The following is a 16,658-nucleotide window of genomic DNA, read 5'->3' as shown; positions in this document are numbered from 1 at the left end:
AGCGCGAGCAATTTAGATAGGGGCGAACGCGGCGCCGGGGCCGCGGGCGCCCCACAACCCTCAGCGTTCCTTGAGCTTTAGCAGGAGATTTTCGGAACTCCTAATCTGCGACTGAAGGCGGTAGCGCGAGATGCGCCGCCGCCCGCGACCCCGCGCCAGCATGCTTGGGCCGATATCGATCGAGGTTCCGCCAAGGAGACGCATGTAAGTGCCGGTATGATGCTGCATCAAGGCCTGGGTGTACCAGTCGGCAGGATAGAGTTCGAAGCAGGTTCCTGGCAGCGGCGCGTTCATCGATTTTTGCTGGGAATAGCTCGCGCCCTCGACCCACATGGCGTCCGCCCAGGCGACGAGGAGCAAATAGGCTGCGTCGGGAATCGGAATGCCGCATGCGTCGTAGATCGTGGAGATCGCGTCGAGATCCCCCCAGGCTAATGGCGCGATGTCCAGCGTGTTGTAGTAGCGGGGGCAATAACCGAAAGTGGATGTGTAATAATCCGCGAAGGCGGCGTTGCCGGCCGTCGGAGCCGCGAAGGTCGCCGGCACGATCGGATTCGAAACGCCCGCCAGCGCCAGCGATGACTGTAGCCAGGGCGCCAGCACCGATGTCACGCATCCGCCGAGGCTGTGGCCCGTGCACACGAGAACCGGGTTCTGGTTCTCCGGCGCCTGGAGGAAGTTCGCGACGAAATCCAGAAGCGAGCCGTGGGTAGGGTCCGAAAAGCCCTGAATGGTCTCCAGCGCGTAAATCGTTCCGTCAGCGACAAGCGCGGAGCTTCCCGCGGGCAGCCATGGCGGAGACCGCGGGAAGATGACGTAAAAGTCCTCGAAGGCCTGCTGCAAAACGCCCCAGACGTCATCGACGTCAACGTCGGTGCCACGCGTGACGACAGCGGCGAATGTCGGCGGGAGATTGGGACCGTCATAATAGGCGGCCACGAAGACCAGATTGGCGAGATCATCGCTTTCGACCGGTCCCCAGACGCATTCCCATCTACCGTTAGCGCTCAAAGGCGGCATCTTGGTCTTGACGAGAGCCGGAATGGAGGACGGCAGCGCATAGGAAATCTGGCACAGCTGCAGATAGGCGACGCCGAAAATGTCTGTCGGGCCCGAAACAGGCTGCAACATGGCTTGGTTTAAGCGTTGGGACATATCGCTTCTCCTGAAATGATTTGAAAAGTCCGGCTGCGAAGGATGCCGGATCCCGTTATCGGCTCTCGCATCAGCGGCGCGCATTCACGCTAAATTCTTCAATTACGTCGCGAGGATAACACAATCTACACGGCAGAAGTAGCGTGTCTCTTAATTACGTCGCGGCTCGACCGGGCGCGCCCGATAGAAGCCTTCCAACCTTGAAAAAGGCGGCGCCAGTCAGCTCTCTTCGGACCGGCGCGCCACGCCCAGCGCTTCGAGCCGCGCGCGCTCCTCGGCCGTCAGCTCAGCCGGCGGCGCCGCGACAACCTCCCGGCGACGCCTGGCGGCCATCCAGACCGCGGCCGCGCCGGCGAGCAGCGCGATCAGCGGCGCGCTCCACAAGAGCAGCGTGCCCGGCTTCATGGGCGGGCGCAGCAGCACGAAATCGCCGTAGCGGGAATGAACGTATTCGCGCACCTGCGCATCGCTCATGCCTTCCTTGAGCTTTTCGCGGACCAGCACGCGCAGATCCTTGGCGAGCGAGGCGTCGGAATCGTCGATCGACTGATTCTGGCAGACGAGGCAGCGCAGCTCCATGGTGATGGCCCGGGCGCGGGCTTCGAGCGCCGGATCGGCGAGCATCTCGCCGGGCGTGAGGGCGTGGGCCGCGAGGGGCAAGAGGAGAGTCAAGAAAAACAAGACCAGCCGGAGCCTAAACCCCTGGCCCCTCACCTCACCTCTCCCCGTTTTCACGGGGAGAGGGGCCATCAGCGCATCGCCCCCGCGATGGGCGTTGAGCAGCGACGCCAGCCGCTCCCTCTCCCCGCTTGCGGGGAGAGGTGAGGTGAGGGGCTTGGGGGATTGGCCAAAGACGAAATCGACACTCATTCCGCCGGCTCCAGGGCTGGCGCCGCGGCCCGGCGCGCGACGCCGATGCGCAGCCGCCGGTCGGCGAGCGACAAGGCGCCGCCAAAGGCCATGATGAGCGCGCCGATCCAGATCAGCGTCACGAGCGGCTTCCAGTACAGCCGCGCGTCGATCGTGCCGTCCTCATGCGACTCGCCGATGGCCGCATAGACCTGTCCCAATCCCAGTGTGGCGATCCCCGCCTCCGAACGCGCCATGCGCCGCGCCTGATAGAAGCGCTTGGCCGGCTCGATCGTGGCGAGCGTCGCGCCGCCCTTGCGCACCGCCATTACGGCGTAGACTTCGGAATAGTTCGGCCCCTGGCGCGGCGACACGGATTCGATGCCGATCTGATATGGACCAACGTCATAGAAGCTCGACGGCTTCATCGCGACGATGGTTTCGACGCCCCAGCCGGTCGCGGCGAGGCCAAGCAGCGTCAGCCCCATGCCGGCGTGAGCGATCGACGTCCCGAAAGCCGAAAGCGGCAGGCCGGCGAGACGTTTGAAGCTCGGACGCCCTGATCTCCCTCGCGCACGGAAAACAAGATCGCTCAAGCCGCCGACGACGAGATAGATGGCGACGCCGCCGGTGAGGATAGAAAGAAACGGGGTTCCGTACCAGGCGCCGAAAACCGCCGCCGCCAGAACGCCGACAATGAAGGCGGCGCGCAGCCTCTGCAGCGCGGCGGCGAGATCGCCGCGCTTCCAGGCGAGCATCTGGCCGATCGGCATCAGCAAAGCGAGCGGCAGCGCGATCGGAATCAGCACGGTGTTGAAGAAAGGCGCGCCGACGGAAATCTTTTCCCCGGTGATCGCCTCCAGCGCCAGCGGATAGAGCGTCCCGACGACGACCGTGGCGCAGCACGCCGAAAGCAGCAGATTGTTGATAACGAGCGCGCCTTCGCGCGAGATCGGCGAAAACAGTCCGCCGACCGGCAGCGCGCCGGCCCGCAGCGCGAAGAGCGCGAGCGCCCCGCCGATGAAGAAGACGAGAATGGCGAGGATGAACACGCCGCGGTCGGGATCGCTCGCGAAGGCGTGCACAGAGGTGAGCACGCCGGAGCGCACGAGGAAGGTGCCGAGCAGAGAGAGCGAGAAGGCGAGGATCGAAAGAAAGATCGTCCAGACCTTGAGCGCCTCGCGCTTCTCCATGACGGCGGCGCTGTGCAGCAGCGCTGTGCCTGCGATCCAGGGCATCAGCGAGGCGTTTTCGACCGGGTCCCAGAACCAGAACCCGCCCCAGCCGAGCGTGTAATAGGCCCAGTAGGAGCCCATGGCGATGCCGAGCGTCAGCGCGATCCAGGCGAAGAGAGTCCAGGGGCGAATGACTCGCGCCCAGGCCGCGTCGATGCGTCCGCCGATGAGCGCGGCGGCGGCGAAAGAGAACACGATCGAAAAGCCGACATAGCCGAGATAGAGCAGCGGCGGATGAATCGCGAGGCCGGGGTCCTGCAGGATCGGGTTGAGATCGCGCCCTTCCCAGGGCGCCGGCGCGACGCGCGCGAAGGGGTTCGACGTCAGCAGAATGAAGAGAAGAAAGGCGGCGCCGAGCAGACCCTGAACGGCGAGCGCGTCGGAGCGCAGCCTGTCCGACATCGCGTTCGAGAACACTGCGATGAGCGCGCCGCAGAGCGAAAGCACCAGCACCCACAGCAGCATCGAGCCTTCGTGGTTTCCCCACACGCCGGAGATTTTATAGATGAACGGCTTCAGCGAATGCGAGTTCTCGATTACGTTGACGAGCGAGAAGTCGGAAACGACATGCGCATAGGTCAGCGCGCCGTAGGAAAGCGCGACGAAGAGGAATTGCGTGATCGCCGCGGGGCGCGCGACCCGCATCAGCGCCGCATCGTTCAGCCGCGCGCCGATCAACGGAATGGCGAATTGCGCCAGCGCGAGCGCCAGCGCCAGAACAAGCGCGTAATGTCCAGTTTCAACGATCATGCGGACCTTCCGAGGATTGCAAGAAAGGGCGCACATCCCTCCCCTTGACGGGGAGGGTCGAACCGCGAAGCGGTTCGGGGTGGGGTGAACTCACAGAGGGCTGAGATCTCCCCCCACCCGGTCGCCGCGCCGCCAAGTTTACGCAGGCTGCGCAAACTTGCCTGCGATGGCGACCGACCTCCCCGCAAGGGGGAGGTATGAACCCGGCAGCCGCCCCTCACTTCGTCTCTCCCTGCCAGACGCCCTGCTTCTTCAACGCGTCGGCGACGTCGCGCGGCATGTAGCGTTCGTCGTGCTTGGCGAGCACGCTGTCGGCCCGAAAGGCGCCGCCGGGCTGCAGCACGCCGTCGACGACGACGCCCTGCCCTTCGCGGAAAAGATCCGGCAGCAGGCCGGTATAGGAGACCGGAAGATCGCTCGTCTTGTCGGTGACGGTGAAGCGCACGTGCTGGCCGTCTTTCATCACCGTTCCTTCCTTCACCAGTCCGCCGATGCGCAGCCGCGCGCCAGGCGCCGTCTGCTTTTTTGCAAGCTCAGAGGGCGTGTAGAAGAACACGATATTGTCGCGCAGCGCGAACAGCATCAGCCCGGCGGCGACGCCGAGAACCGCCATCGCGCCGGCTATCAACGTCAGCCGCTTTCCCTTACGCGTCATCGTTTTTCAGAATGCTCCCATGCTGACCGCAGCGGTCCGTTCTCGTGAAGCGGCGAAGCTTCGCTTTACCCGCCGATATTCAGCTCCTTCGCCAGCGCCTCGATGCGCGCGACATCGCCCTGCTTGCTCGCGAGCGCCTTGCGCGCGTCGGTCACGGCCTGCTTGGCCTTTTCAGTTTCGGCGAGGACGCTGTAGGCGCGAATGAGCTTCAACCACCCCTCGACGTCGTCGCCCTTGGTCTCGAGCCGCGAAGCGAGGCGATCCACCATGCTGCGGATCATCGCCTGACGCTGATCGGCGGGCATCGCCGCGATCGCCTTCCCCTGCTCGCTTGACGGGCCGCTTGCGACCGCCGGCGCGCTCGCCTCGCCGCGGAGAATGGCGAGCTGCGCGTTGACCGCCTTCAGATAAGCGGCGTCAGCCGGCGCGTCAGCAGCCATTTTGGAAAAGATTTCGATCGCCTTGTCCTTCTCGCCGGCTTGAGCGGCGGCGACGCCAAGATAATACCGCGCCTCGGGCGCAGCAGGATCGAGCTCGAGCGCCGCCTCGAAATCCTTCCGGGCTTCCGGCGTCACTACGCCTTGAGCGAGGACGACGCGCGCTTCGCCAAGCGCCGCATGTCTCGCAGGGGTTGCGCCTAATAGTCGCAGCGCTTCGGCATAGGCGTGGAGGGCCTCTTCGCCACGGCCGGTGCGCAGCAGATAGGGGGCAATGACCTCGTAGCCCCGCCCGTCTTCCGGATGTTCGCGCAGGTGCTGCTCGATGCGCGCGACGGCGCCGGCGAGATCGTGGCGGTCCGGCGCGGATTCGAGTCGCGCCGTCAGCGGCATGTCCGGCATGTCGGAATTGCCGAGCCGCGCGTAGAGCGTCAGCGAAGTTGCGGGAATGGCGACAATCGCCGCGAGCGCCGACGCGAGCGCGAGGTTGCGCGAGGAGACGACCCTGCTCTTTGGCGCGGCTTCCGCGCGCAACAGTCGGCGCGCCGCCTCGGTCTTGGCGGCTTCGGCGTCAGCCGCGTCGAGCCGTCCTTCTGCGCGTTCGCGCTCGATTTCGACGATCTGCTCCTCGAAGAAGGCGACGTCGGCGGCGCTTTCATTCTCCGCCTGCCCACGCATGGCGAGCGGCGCCAGCACCGCCATGACCGCGGCCCCGGTAAGCAAGGCGAAGATGAGCCATATCATGGCTCGCTCTTTAAGGCTTTGCGCCCGCCATTGGAAGGGTGGCCGTTGCGCCGCGACGCCGATCCATCGATATTTCCGGCGGGAGGCTCCGTGATCACGCGGCTCGCGATTTACGGCTACCGATCGATTCGCGATCTGGTCCTTGCGCCGGGCCGACTGACGATCGTGACTGGCGCCAACGGCGCCGGCAAATCCAGCCTTTACCGCGCGCTGCGCCTGCTCGCCGATGTCGCGCAGGGACGTATCATCCAGTCCCTCGCCCTCGAGGGCGGACTGAATTCGACGCTCTGGGCCGGGCCCGAGAAATTCTCCCGCGCGATGATCGATGGCGAAACGCCAATCGAGCCGCTGGCGCGCCACTCGCACAAGGCGCTGAAGCTCGGCTTCGCTTCCAAGACTTATGGTTACGCGATCGACCTCGGCCCGTCTTCCAGCGCGACGAAAGCGTTCCCGCTCGACCCGCAGATCAAGCTCGAAGCGCAATGGACTGGAGAGCATCTCGACCGCGCCAGTCTTTTCGCCGAGCGACGCGGTCCGAGCGCGCGCATTCGCGGGGAGGATGGCGAATGGCGGCAGGCCGCGGCGTCGCTCGCCGGCGTCGACAGCATGATGACGCATTGCGCCGATCTGCGCGAAGCCCATGATCTTTCAATTTTGCGCGAGACGGTGCGGCGTTGGCGCTTCTATGACGATCTGCGGGCAGATCGTGAGGCGCCGGCGCGACGCCCGCAGATCGCCACTTTCACCCCGGCGCTGGCGGACGACGGCGCAGACCTCGCGGGGGCGATCGCAACCATTCTGGAAGTTGGCGACGCCGAGGGCCTGCGTGAGACGATCGCGGACGCCTTTCCCTCCAGCATGATCGATATTTCGATGTCCGACGGTTACGCGGAGGCTTTGATGCGCCAGCATGGGCTGCTCCGGCCGCTACGCGCCGCTGAGCTCTCCGAAGGCACGCTGCGCTATCTGCTGCTGGTCGCCGCGCTCCTGACGCCGCGTCCGCCGCCGCTGATGGTGTTCAACGAACCGGAATCGAGCCTGCATCCCAATCTGATAGGCGCGCTGGCGCGGCTGATGCGCAAGGTCTCGAAAGCAACGCAGCTTTTCGTCGTTTCGCATTCGGCAACGCTGCTTTCGGAACTGAGCAAGGACGATTGCTGCGTCGAAATCGCACTGGAGAAGCGTCTGGGCGAGACGCTTGCGCCCGATCACGAATCGCCTAAATGGCGCTGGCCGTCGCGGTAGCGCTTGACTAGGGAGCCCGCCAATCGGAATTGGACGGGTCCGCTTGCGAGCCCCATGCTTTGAGACCCTCATGCTCTTAGACACTCCCTCGATCGAACAGCTTTCCAATGTGATCTCGCAGGTCACCGGTCCGGCCTTTCTTCTGGCGGCGGAGGCGCAGCTCTTGTCCGTGCTCGTCTCACGTCTAGAGCGCATCGTCGATCGTTCGAGAACCATCGCCCGGGTGGAAGCGGACAACGTGGAATACGCCGACCTGCAGGCTGAGTTGCCGATTCTCAAAAGGCGCGGTTTTCTAATACATTACGCCATGTATTGGGGCGTAGCGAGCTGCATCGTGACGAGCGTTCTCGTCATCGTCAGCTTCACGGCGGCCTATCTTCACATGCGCCACGAGTATGGCGCGGCGATCCTGTTCGCCCTGGCGATGGCGCTCTTCACCGCCGCGCTCATCGCCTTCGCAAGAGAATTGCAGCTGGGATATTTGGAGATCAGCGGCGGCGCTCTGCCTCCCCGAAGACCCGCGCGAAAATCGTATCCACGTGTTTGAAGTGGTACGAAAGGTCGAAGAGCTCATCCAATTCGGCCGGCGATAATTTCGCGCTCACATCCTTGTCCTGACCGAGCAGCAAGCGGAAATCCCCCTCGCAATTTTCTTCTTGCGACGGGCGTCCTTCGAACGCCCTATGCCAGACCGGCATGGCGTTACGCTGCACCATGGCGTAGGCGTCTTCGCGCGAGACGCCTTTTTGCGTGAGCGCCAGTAGCACGCGCTGCGAATGGATGAGGCCGCCGAGCTTCTCCAGATTCTTGCGCATGTTTTCCGGATAGACGACGAGATTTTCGATTACGCCCGTCAGGCGCGCCAGCGCGAAATCGAGAGTCACCGTCGCGTCGGGGCCGATCATGCGCTCGACCGAAGAATGCGAAATGTCGCGCTCGTGCCAGAGCGCCACATTCTCCATGGCCGGAACCGCCATGCCGCGCACGAGCCGCGCGAGGCCCGTCAGATTTTCCGTCAGCACCGGATTGCGCTTATGCGGCATGGCGGAAGAGCCCTTCTGCCCAGCAGAAAAATACTCTTCCGCCTCAAGCACCTCGGTGCGCTGAAGATGGCGGATTTCGATGGCAAGCCGTTCGACCGACGACGCGACGACCGCGAGCGTCGCAAAATAGGCGGCGTGGCGGTCGCGCGGAATGACCTGCGTCGAGATCGGCTCGACGGTCAGGCCCATCTTATGCGCCACATATTCCTCGACGCGCGGATCGATGTTGGCGAAGGTGCCGACGGCGCCTGAAATCGCACAGGTCGAAATCTCTCGACGCGCGTCGACCAGCCGTTCGCGCGCGCGGGTGAATTCAGCATAGGCCTGCGCAAGTTTCAGCCCGAAGGTCGTAGGTTCGGCGTGAATTCCGTGCGAGCGTCCGATGGTGGGCGTATATTTGTACTCGAAGGCGCGCTTCTTCAGCGCAGAGAGCAGCGCGTCGACGTCGGCGATCAGGAGATCCGCCGCGCGCGATAGTTGCACGGCGAGACAGGTGTCGAGCACGTCCGAGGACGTCATGCCCTGGTGAACGAAGCGCGACTCGGCGCCGATGAATTCGGCGAGATGGGTCAAAAAAGCGATGACGTCATGCTTCGTCACCCGTTCGATCTCGTCGATCCGCGCGACGTCGAAAGTGACGAAATCCGCCTTGTCCCAGATCGCCTTGGCGCTCTCGCGCGGAATGACGCCGATCTCGGCGAGCGCGTCGCAGGCGTAGGCCTCGATCTCGAACCAGATGCGAAACCGCGTCTGCGGCTCCCAAATGACGGTCATCTCGGGTCTGGAATAGCGGGGGATCATCAGGCGCGCTCGGAATTTTCGGAAAGAGAGAGGCGCCTAGCATGCGCGTTGCATCAAAGTCCATATATGAGGCGGTCAGTCGGGAGGATCCATGAAATCGACGGATGTCGTCGTTCTTGGCGCGGGGATCGTCGGCGTCAGCGCCGCGCTGCATCTGCAGGCGCGCGGCCGCGAGGTCGCGCTCGTCGATCGCGCCGGCGCCGCGGGACAGGAGACGAGCTTCGGCAACGCCGGCCTGATCGAACGGTCTTCGCTTATCCCCTATCTCTTCCCGCGCGATCCCGCGAAGCTCATCAAATATGCGCTGAACCTGCTGCCGGAGGCGCATTATCACTTCTCGGCGCTGCCCGCGGTCGGGCCCTGGCTGCTGCGCTATTGGCGCGAGAGCGCGCCGGAGCGCGTGCAGCGAAACATTGAAGCGCGGCGGCCGCTGATCGAAAACAGCCTCAGCGAACATGAGGCGCTCATCCAGCAGGCCGGGGCCGGCGAACTCCTGCGCAGAAACGGCTGGCTCAAGCTCTTTCGCAGCGAGGCGACTCTCGCGCTCGGATTCGCCGAGGCGGAGCGACTGCGGGCCTATGGCCTGCATATCGACTCGCTCGATTCGGCCGGGGTCGCGGCGCTGGAGCCGGATCTCGCCCCCCTTGCCGGCGGCGTGCACTATCGGGACACCGCCGCGATCATCGACCCCGCCGCTCTCTCGAAAGCCTACGCCGATCTCTTCATCGCGCGCGGCGGGCAGTTTCTCTCCGGCGACGCGCGCAGCCTCTCGCAAGAGGTGGACGGGCGCTGGCGCGTCGAGACGACGCAGGGGCCGCTCGTCGCCGGCGCAGCGGCGGTGGCGCTCGGCCCCTGGTCGGACCTCGTCTATGGGCCGCTCGGCTACCGCATTCCGCTCGGCTGGAAGCGCGGCTACCACATGCATTACGCCGCCAAGGACGGCGCGCGGCTCAATCACCCGATTCTCGACGCAGACATCGGCTATCTGCTGGCGCCGATGCGCCGCGGCGTCAGGCTGACGAGCGGCGCGGAATTCGCTCGCCGCGACGCGCCCCAGACGCCGGTGCAGATCGAACTCTGCGAGCCGACGGCGCGCCGCCTGTTTCCGCTCGCCGAACGTCTCGACCCCGAGCCCTGGCGCGGCGCGCGGCCGTGCCTGCCCGACATGCTGCCGATCGTCGGGCCGGCGCCGCGTCATCGCGGTCTTTGGCTCGATTTCGGCCATGCGCATCACGGGCTGACGCTCGGGCCGGTGACCGGCCGGCTTCTCGCCGAGATGATGACCGGCGAGACGCCGTTCATCGATCCGACGCCCTATCGCGCCGATCGATTCTGATCTTGTGAAGACAGCTCGTGAGAATCTCGCGAGCCTATTCGGCGCCGACGAGCTTCAGCGCGCGATCCAACACGCGCACGACGCGCGCGAGATCATGGCCGCGACGAAGCACGAGCCCCGTCGCTGCGATGACGGCATAGGCGCCCTGACGGCGCGCCAGCGAAGGATTCTTCTCGATGCGGTAAAGCGGCGCCTCGCTGGCGCGGCGAAAGATCGAGAACACGGCCTTAGCGGGCGTGAAGTCGATCGCGTAGTCCCGCCATTCGCCCTGCGCGACTTTCGCGCCGTAGAGATTGAAGATGACGTTGAGTTCCGGCCGGCTGAATGAAACCGCCACGCCGCGCTTATCGCCCCGACCTCCCGCCGCGTCCGGCGGAGCGCCGTTCACGACGACGAGCGCGGGTCGAGCCCGGCTGGGCTCCGTCGCCTCCGACTCCGCCATGCGTTCGCTCTCCTCGATCTCTTATGAGCCATGTTGGCAAGCGCGGATGCGTGGGGCAAGACTTAATGATTGGTTTACGACGAGAATCTTTTCGAACCTGCGCTCAGACAAGACTTCGCTTGTAATAATCATACTTTCGCCGACATGGCGCCCCTTGCCAGCCAAACGCGCCGCCCAAAATGAAGTTCATTGCCTCGACAGCTCGGGGCTGCGTGTTTTCGGTTTCGTCAGCCCCCCAGCCCCCCGAAAGCGTGCGGTTCCGAGATATAGAGGTCGTGGCGATGGTCGGGCCGGCCGGGAGTTTCGCTCCCGCGCCGGCTCGTCTAGTTTTGGGCGCCGGCCAGGCGGCCCTTGCAAATTGCGCGACAATGACGAACTCAGATGCGCTGTCGCGAGGTCCGCGACGCCCATTCCCTTTTGCTATTCATTGGAGAGAACATGACCGACGACGCCGCGTCCGTCGAAACGGCGGCTCCCGCCGCCGAACCGCAAGCCGCCGCTGATTTCGGTTTCGAGGCCGATGTCGCGCGGCTGCTCGAACTGATGACGCATTCCGTCTATTCGGAGCGCGACGTATTTTTACGTGAGCTTGTCTCGAACGCCGCCGACGCCTGCGAAAAGCTGCGCTACGAGGCGCTTTCCGACGAAAAGCTCGCGGCTCAAGCGGGAGCGCCGCTCGTTACGATCGCGCTCGATAAGGACAAACGCACGCTGACCGTGGCGGACAATGGCGTCGGCATGTCGCGCGAGGAGCTGATCAGCGCGCTCGGCACGATCGCCAATTCCGGCACCCGCGCCTTTCTCGACAAGCTTGGAAAGGAAAAGGACGCCGGCTTCATCGGCCAGTTCGGCGTCGGATTCTATTCGGCCTTCATGGTCGCCGACCGCGTCGAGGTCGCAACGCGCCGCGCCGGCCAGGATGAGGCCTGGCTTTGGCGTTCAGAGGGCAAGGGCTCTTACCAGATCGCGCCCCTGCCGCTCGACGAGGCGCCCACGGTCGGCGCGCGGGTGACTCTGCACCTCAACGCCGAGAGCGACGAGTTTCTCGAAAGCTGGCGCGTCGAAAGCGTCGTGCGCGAGCACTCGGGCGCGATCGCGGCGCCGATCGACCTCGTCTCCGCGCCGGGCGAAGAGCCCCGCCGAATCGCCGAGGGCGTCGCGCTTTGGACGAAGCCGAAGTCTGACATCACGCATGAGCAATATGTCGACTTCTATCGGCAGCTGTCCGGGCAGTTGGACGAGCCTGCGCTGATCGCCCATTGGCGCGCCGAAGGACGCACCGAATATACGGTGCTCGCCTTTGTTCCCGGATCGCGGCCGTTCGATCTTTTCGACCCGGCGCGCAGGAGCAAATCCAAGCTTTACGTCCGCCGCGTGCTGATCTCGCGGGACATGGAGCTGCTCCCCGCCTGGCTGCGGTTCATGCGCATCGTCGTCGACAGCGCCGACATCCCGCTCAACGTGTCGCGGGAGATGGTGCAGAAAAGCCCGGTCGTCGCCGCGATCGGCAAGGCGATCGCGACGCGCATTCTGCAGGAGCTGAAAAAGCTCGCGGATTCGGAGCCGGAGAAATTCGCGGAAGTCTGGAAGAACTTCGGCGCCGTGCTCAAGGAAGGTCTGCACGAAGACCCGAGCCGCCGCGACGCGCTGTTCGAAATCGCGCGTTTCGCCTCGACCAAAACCGAGGAAAAGACCCGCACGCTCAAGGATTACGTCGCCGATCTGAGGGAAAATCAGACGGCCATCTATTATCTCGTCGGCGACGACATGAAGCGCCTGCGCGCCAGCCCGCAGCTCGAGGGATTCCGCGCGAGAGGCGTTGAGGTGCTCCTGCTCGACGACGCGGTGGACGCTTTCTGGGTGACGAGCGCGCTCGGCTATGAAGGCAAGCCGTTCAAATCCGTGACGCAGGGACAGGCGATCGCGCTCGTCGACGAGCCGAAGACAGAGGCCGAAGCGCCCGCCGACGTCGGCGACCTGCTGGCGACGCTCAAGGAGACCCTCGCCGAATATGTCGACGACGTGCGCGCCTCGACCCGACTCACCGACAGCGCCGTCTGCCTCGTCGCCCCTGACAGCGGGCTCGATCGCCAATTGTCCCGCCTTCTGGCCGAACATGGCCAAGAGGCGGCCTTCGGAAAGCCGGTTTTGGAGATCAACCCGAGGCATGAGGCGATCGTCGCGCTGACGACGTCGTTACGCGCGAAAGGGCGGGAAGCGACCCGCGACGACCAGCTGCTGCTGCTGGATCTGGCCCGAGTCGCCGACGGCGAGCATCCGATCGACGCGGCTGCTTTCGCGAGGAGACTGACGGCGCTGCTCGCCAGCCGGGAATAGGAAATTGCTTTGGGCGCCGAGAGCAAAACCGCAACGACCAGCGAGCCGCCGCTGACCCGCGCGCAGGCGATCGCGACCGTTGCGGATTGTCTCGAAGCCGCAGGGATCGGCGAGGCGCAGGACGACGCGCGCGCGCTGCTGCGCGCCGCCGCTGGCCTGACGCGGCTCGAACTGACGCTGGCGCCGCGCGCCCCGCTTTCGCAGGAGGAGGCGCGCGCGCTGTCCCGCTACGCGGCGCGGCGCGCCGCCCGCGAGCCGGTGTCGCGCATCATCGGAGAGCGCGGATTCTGGACGCTCGACCTTGCGGTCGCGCCGGACGTGCTCGATCCCCGCCCCGACACCGAAACGCTGGTCGAAACGGCGCTGAGACTCGTTGCGGAAAGACGCGACGCGGCCCTCTCGATTCTCGATCTCGGGGCGGGCTCGGGCGCCATCGTCTGCGCGCTTCTCAGCGAGCTTTCGGCGGCGCGGGCCGTCGCGGTGGATCTTTCGGCGCAAGCTTGCGCGGCGACCGCCGCGAACCTCGCGCGCTGCGGCCTCGCCGGTCGCGCGAGCGTCGTGCGAGGACGCTGGGCGCAGGCGCTTCAGGCGCGCTTCGACCTCGTGGTCTCTAACCCACCCTACGTGCGCACGGGCGATATCGAGGGGCTTGAACCCGAAGTGCGGCTCCATGATCCGGCGCTGGCGCTCGACGGCGGCGCGGATGGGCTCGACTGCTATCGAGAAATCATCGGCGATCTACCGAGGCTGCTCGCCGAAGACGCGGTCGTTCTGTTCGAAGTGGGCTTCGATCAGGCCGCCAGCGTCGCCGCGTTGCTTGGCGCCCAAGACTTCAACATCGAGCGCGTGACGCGCGACGCAGGCGGCCACGAGCGGGTCGTCGCGGCGCGTTTTTCCCCGCCAAGGCCGTGACATATTGGCTACAGTAACCCCTTTTTTGGCTCCCTGCCCGGCGCTCGGCCTTGTTGGGGGGCGCCCCCTCCACTATAGTCATCCTAGGTCCAGCCGATCGCCGCATTCGAGAGAGACCCTCGAACCTTTGGCTCCGCTTCGCGAACGGAAGCCCGAAACGACCGGCCAGGAGCAACGTCGAAATCGACATCAAAGCGCCGGAGTGAAGGCCACTTCGATTGTCGCGGACGTTGTGCGTCCGGTAGGCAGACGGCATGCAGTCGCGCTATGCGCCTTGCAGCCGCGCTGAAGGGGTTGGCGCAGAGCTAACTGGAGCCGCCGATTGCGGCCGACTTGAGGAACATCGACTCGCGCGCAGCGCTATCGACGCTCGCGGTCTGGAGACGGATCGCTGTCGGCTGTCCGTTCGGCGGTGGCGCAGTCGGCGAAGGCATTTAGCGGCGACGTTGTTGGAAACGCCGCGCAGGCGGGGATCGGGCGCAGCGAGATTTCGGGGAGTTTGATGAGACCAGGACAAAACAAAAGAATGCGTGGACGCAGCGGCCGCAAAGGCCCCAATCCGCTCACGCGATCCTACGAGTCGAATGGCCCCGACGTGAAGATCCGCGGCACGGCTCAGCATATCGCTGAGAAATATCTCCAGCTCGCGCGCGACGCGCAATCGTCCGGCGACACCATCATGGCCGAGAGCCTGCTGCAGCATGCGGAGCATTATTTCCGGTTGATCGCGGCCGCCCAGCAGCAGCAGCCGGTGAACGGCTATGGCCGTCCGCAGGTGGAAGCTGAAGTCGAGGCCGCAGAGGACGACGACGATTTCACCCCTCTGCCCGACCGCTTCGCCCCGTTGTCCGAGCGGCTGCCGGCCCCGGCCTACCAGCCGCCGCCGCAGCCCTTCGCCCCGCAACCCCATTTTGCCGCGCCGCAGCCGCAGCCCCAGCCGTTCGAAGAGCGCCCAATCGGCGAGATGCGGGTCAGCGATCGGGGGGAGCGTCCCGAACGCCCGCAGCGGCCTGATCGGCCATTCAACCGCGACCGCAACGCCGAGGGCGGCGACCGTCCGCGCCACCAGGGATATGAACGCGGCCGCGACCGCCGCTTCCCGCCGCGCGCCGAGGCCGCTGCGCCCGAGAGCGACTCGGGAGCAGCGCTCCCCTCGTTCATCACCGCGCCGCCGGCGACCCGCGCCGCGCCGACCGAGAGCGCCGCGGCGGAGCCCTTCGCCGAGCGCGAGAGCGCGCCGCGCGAGCATGAAGGCGGCGTCAATTACCATTTGAGTTCGCGGCGCCGCCGTCGCCCACGTCCGCCGATGGACGAGGTCAGCAGCGGATCGCGCGAGGGCGATGCGCCGCAGGTTGGCGAACTGCCGCTGGAGCCGGACCGGTTCTAGGCGCCGACGACGCGGATGGCGTCGCCGGCGGCGATTCGGCCCCCCTGCGTCACCCGCGCATAGACGCCGCAATCGATGTGGCCGAAGGCCTGGCGAAGGGTCTGGACCAGATCCATGTCGCGCCGGCCGGTTCCCGGCTCGACGCCCGTCGCCGCGCAGCGGTCAGTCATTTTCAGGATCTCCAGCCGCGCCCCGCCTATGGAGAGCGTGCGCCCGAGGAGCGCCGCCTCGGCCCAGGGCGCCATGTCCTCGATATAGAGATTGGCGCGAAATCTCAGCGGATCGATCGCGGCTCCTTGCGCCTGCGCGATGGCCCCGACGCTCGCCAGATTGACGAGCGATACGAAGCCCGACTTTGAGTCCGTGAAGCGGAACCCGTCGGGCGCAGCCAGGAGCCGCACGGGGCCCCGAATTTCTGACGAAAGAAAGCCGCAGAGGAAGGCCTCGATCGCTCCCCGCCCTTCCGCCGATCGCAGCTCTCCCCTGGCGACCTCGCGCCCGTCCTGAGCGATGGTCAGCGCGGTGGTCTCCGCGTCGTAGCGCGTCTTCAGGCCCGCGAGACTGGCGTTCTTCATCAGCATCAGGAATTTGATCTTGGGCTGATGCTCGGGCGCCGCCGGATCGAAGCCCGACGGCCCGTTCTCTAAGGCGAACAGCCGATCCCCGGGAAAGTAGCCGTCGACTTGAAGATTCGCGGCCTCCAGCAGCTCGGGCGAGAGCCCCTTGACGGGATAGCGGTAGAGAGCGGCGAGTCGCATGAATTCTCTGCTTCGGTGACAAGTCGAGGCGAAATGCCTACACCTGCTTCGCCGTCACGAAAACCGTCGCCGCTGTTCGAGGAGGCCCGCCATGCCGGACAAAACGCTCACGGTCCTTGTTTTTGTCGCGATCGCGTTTGCCGCCGCGCACGACCTCGACCATCTGTTGCGCGATGATTTGTCGTCGGCTTGGGCGTTCGCCGCCGCGTTCCTGACCATTAAATACGCGCTCATAGGCGCCGCGCTCTATTTCTATTTTCGCGGCAAGATCGGCGCCTCCTTTTGGGCCGTCATCGGTGGCCTTGGCGCCGTCGCGCTGTGGTTCGCGCACTTGAGCCCCGCCGCCGAGCAGCGGCCATCGGATATTTACGCCATGTATGGAAGTCCGATTGCAGGCCTTATCGCCGCGAGCCTCGTCTATGCGATGATGGCGTCGCTAATCCTTCTGGGGCTCTACGGGGGATGGCGAGCGTTCCGGCGGCGCGAAGCCGATTAGCGCTTTTCTGCATGCGCGCTGAGCGCTGTCGCCGAACCGCGATCGAGGCTAGGTGCGCCGGCCGAGTTCGCGCTTT

15 protein-coding genes are annotated in these 16,658 nt (G+C 65.4%); 7 read left to right on the top strand and 8 right to left on the bottom strand.

Going from position 1 to position 16,658, the window contains the following annotated elements; translation table 11 throughout:
* Positions 1-60: 60 nt before the first annotated feature.
* The 5 genes from AC0X69_RS17355 to ccmI all read right to left on the bottom strand — a co-directional run bounded on the left by AC0X69_RS17355 (position 61) and on the right by ccmI (position 5,825).
* On the bottom strand, positions 61-1,155 hold the full coding sequence (locus AC0X69_RS17355) for a lipase family protein (protein ID WP_482609211.1): 1,095 nt from the start codon (positions 1,153-1,155) through the stop codon (positions 61-63).
* 219 nt (positions 1,156-1,374) lie between these two features.
* Complete coding sequence (locus AC0X69_RS17350) at positions 1,375-1,905, bottom strand: cytochrome c-type biogenesis protein (RefSeq protein ID WP_482613432.1); 531 nt, start codon at positions 1,903-1,905, stop codon at positions 1,375-1,377.
* Positions 1,906-2,021: 116 nt separating this feature from the next.
* Positions 2,022-3,989, bottom strand: a complete 1,968-nt coding sequence (locus tag AC0X69_RS17345) for a heme lyase CcmF/NrfE family subunit (protein ID WP_482609209.1) — start codon at positions 3,987-3,989, stop codon at positions 2,022-2,024.
* Between the two features lie 217 nt (positions 3,990-4,206).
* Positions 4,207-4,644 (bottom strand): cytochrome c maturation protein CcmE, encoded by a 438-nt coding sequence (ccmE, locus tag AC0X69_RS17340; protein ID WP_482609207.1) that lies wholly within the window; start codon positions 4,642-4,644, stop codon positions 4,207-4,209.
* Positions 4,645-4,709: 65 nt separating this feature from the next.
* A complete protein-coding gene (gene ccmI, locus AC0X69_RS17335; protein ID WP_482609205.1) occupies positions 4,710-5,825 on the bottom strand; it encodes a c-type cytochrome biogenesis protein CcmI in 1,116 nt (371 codons plus the stop codon).
* A gap of 90 nt (positions 5,826-5,915) precedes the next feature.
* Between ccmI and AC0X69_RS17330 the strand changes: the two genes are divergently transcribed.
* Complete coding sequence (locus AC0X69_RS17330) at positions 5,916-7,070, top strand: AAA family ATPase (protein WP_482609203.1); 1,155 nt, start codon at positions 5,916-5,918, stop codon at positions 7,068-7,070.
* Positions 7,071-7,140: 70 nt separating this feature from the next.
* Complete coding sequence (locus tag AC0X69_RS17325; protein ID WP_482609201.1) at positions 7,141-7,617, top strand: DUF2721 domain-containing protein; 477 nt, start codon at positions 7,141-7,143, stop codon at positions 7,615-7,617.
* Here the strand turns inward: AC0X69_RS17325 and purB are convergent.
* A complete protein-coding gene (purB, locus tag AC0X69_RS17320; RefSeq protein ID WP_482609199.1) occupies positions 7,559-8,914 on the bottom strand; it encodes an adenylosuccinate lyase in 1,356 nt (451 codons plus the stop codon). The genes AC0X69_RS17325 and purB overlap by 59 nt on opposite strands.
* 91 nt (positions 8,915-9,005) lie before the next feature.
* Between purB and AC0X69_RS17315 the strand changes: the two genes are divergently transcribed.
* On the top strand, positions 9,006-10,250 hold the full coding sequence (locus tag AC0X69_RS17315) for an NAD(P)/FAD-dependent oxidoreductase (RefSeq protein WP_482609197.1): 1,245 nt from the start codon (positions 9,006-9,008) through the stop codon (positions 10,248-10,250).
* 34 nt (positions 10,251-10,284) lie between these two features.
* Here AC0X69_RS17315 and AC0X69_RS17310 read toward each other — a convergent pair whose 3' ends face one another.
* Complete coding sequence (locus AC0X69_RS17310) at positions 10,285-10,692, bottom strand: DUF2794 domain-containing protein (RefSeq protein ID WP_482609195.1); 408 nt, start codon at positions 10,690-10,692, stop codon at positions 10,285-10,287.
* Positions 10,693-11,130: 438 nt separating this feature from the next.
* On the opposite strand from AC0X69_RS17310, the gene htpG reads away from it, so the two are divergent.
* The 3 genes from htpG (at position 11,131) to AC0X69_RS17295 (ending at position 15,328) form a co-directional block, all read left to right on the top strand.
* On the top strand, positions 11,131-13,029 hold the full coding sequence (gene htpG / locus AC0X69_RS17305) for a molecular chaperone HtpG (protein WP_482609193.1): 1,899 nt from the start codon (positions 11,131-11,133) through the stop codon (positions 13,027-13,029).
* 3 nt (positions 13,030-13,032) lie between these two features.
* On the top strand, positions 13,033-13,941 hold the full coding sequence (gene prmC, locus AC0X69_RS17300; RefSeq protein ID WP_482613431.1) for a peptide chain release factor N(5)-glutamine methyltransferase: 909 nt from the start codon (positions 13,033-13,035) through the stop codon (positions 13,939-13,941).
* A 526-nt stretch (positions 13,942-14,467) separates the two neighbouring features.
* Positions 14,468-15,328 (top strand): DUF4167 domain-containing protein, encoded by an 861-nt coding sequence (locus AC0X69_RS17295; protein ID WP_482609191.1) that lies wholly within the window; start codon positions 14,468-14,470, stop codon positions 15,326-15,328.
* On the opposite strand, the gene AC0X69_RS17290 is transcribed toward AC0X69_RS17295, so the two are convergent.
* Entirely contained in the window at positions 15,325-16,086 is a 762-nt protein-coding gene (locus AC0X69_RS17290) for an MOSC domain-containing protein (protein WP_482609189.1), read from the bottom strand. The genes AC0X69_RS17295 and AC0X69_RS17290 overlap by 4 nt on opposite strands.
* A gap of 91 nt (positions 16,087-16,177) precedes the next feature.
* Between AC0X69_RS17290 and AC0X69_RS17285 the strand changes: the two genes are divergently transcribed.
* Positions 16,178-16,582, top strand: coding sequence for a hypothetical protein (locus tag AC0X69_RS17285; protein WP_482609187.1), 405 nt, complete (start codon positions 16,178-16,180; stop codon positions 16,580-16,582).
* Positions 16,583-16,658 lie beyond the last annotated feature (76 nt).

It is taken from the genome of Methylocystis sp. Uni0008 (genome assembly GCF_056838045.1).
This window is presented reverse-complemented; position numbering and strand designations above follow the sequence as displayed.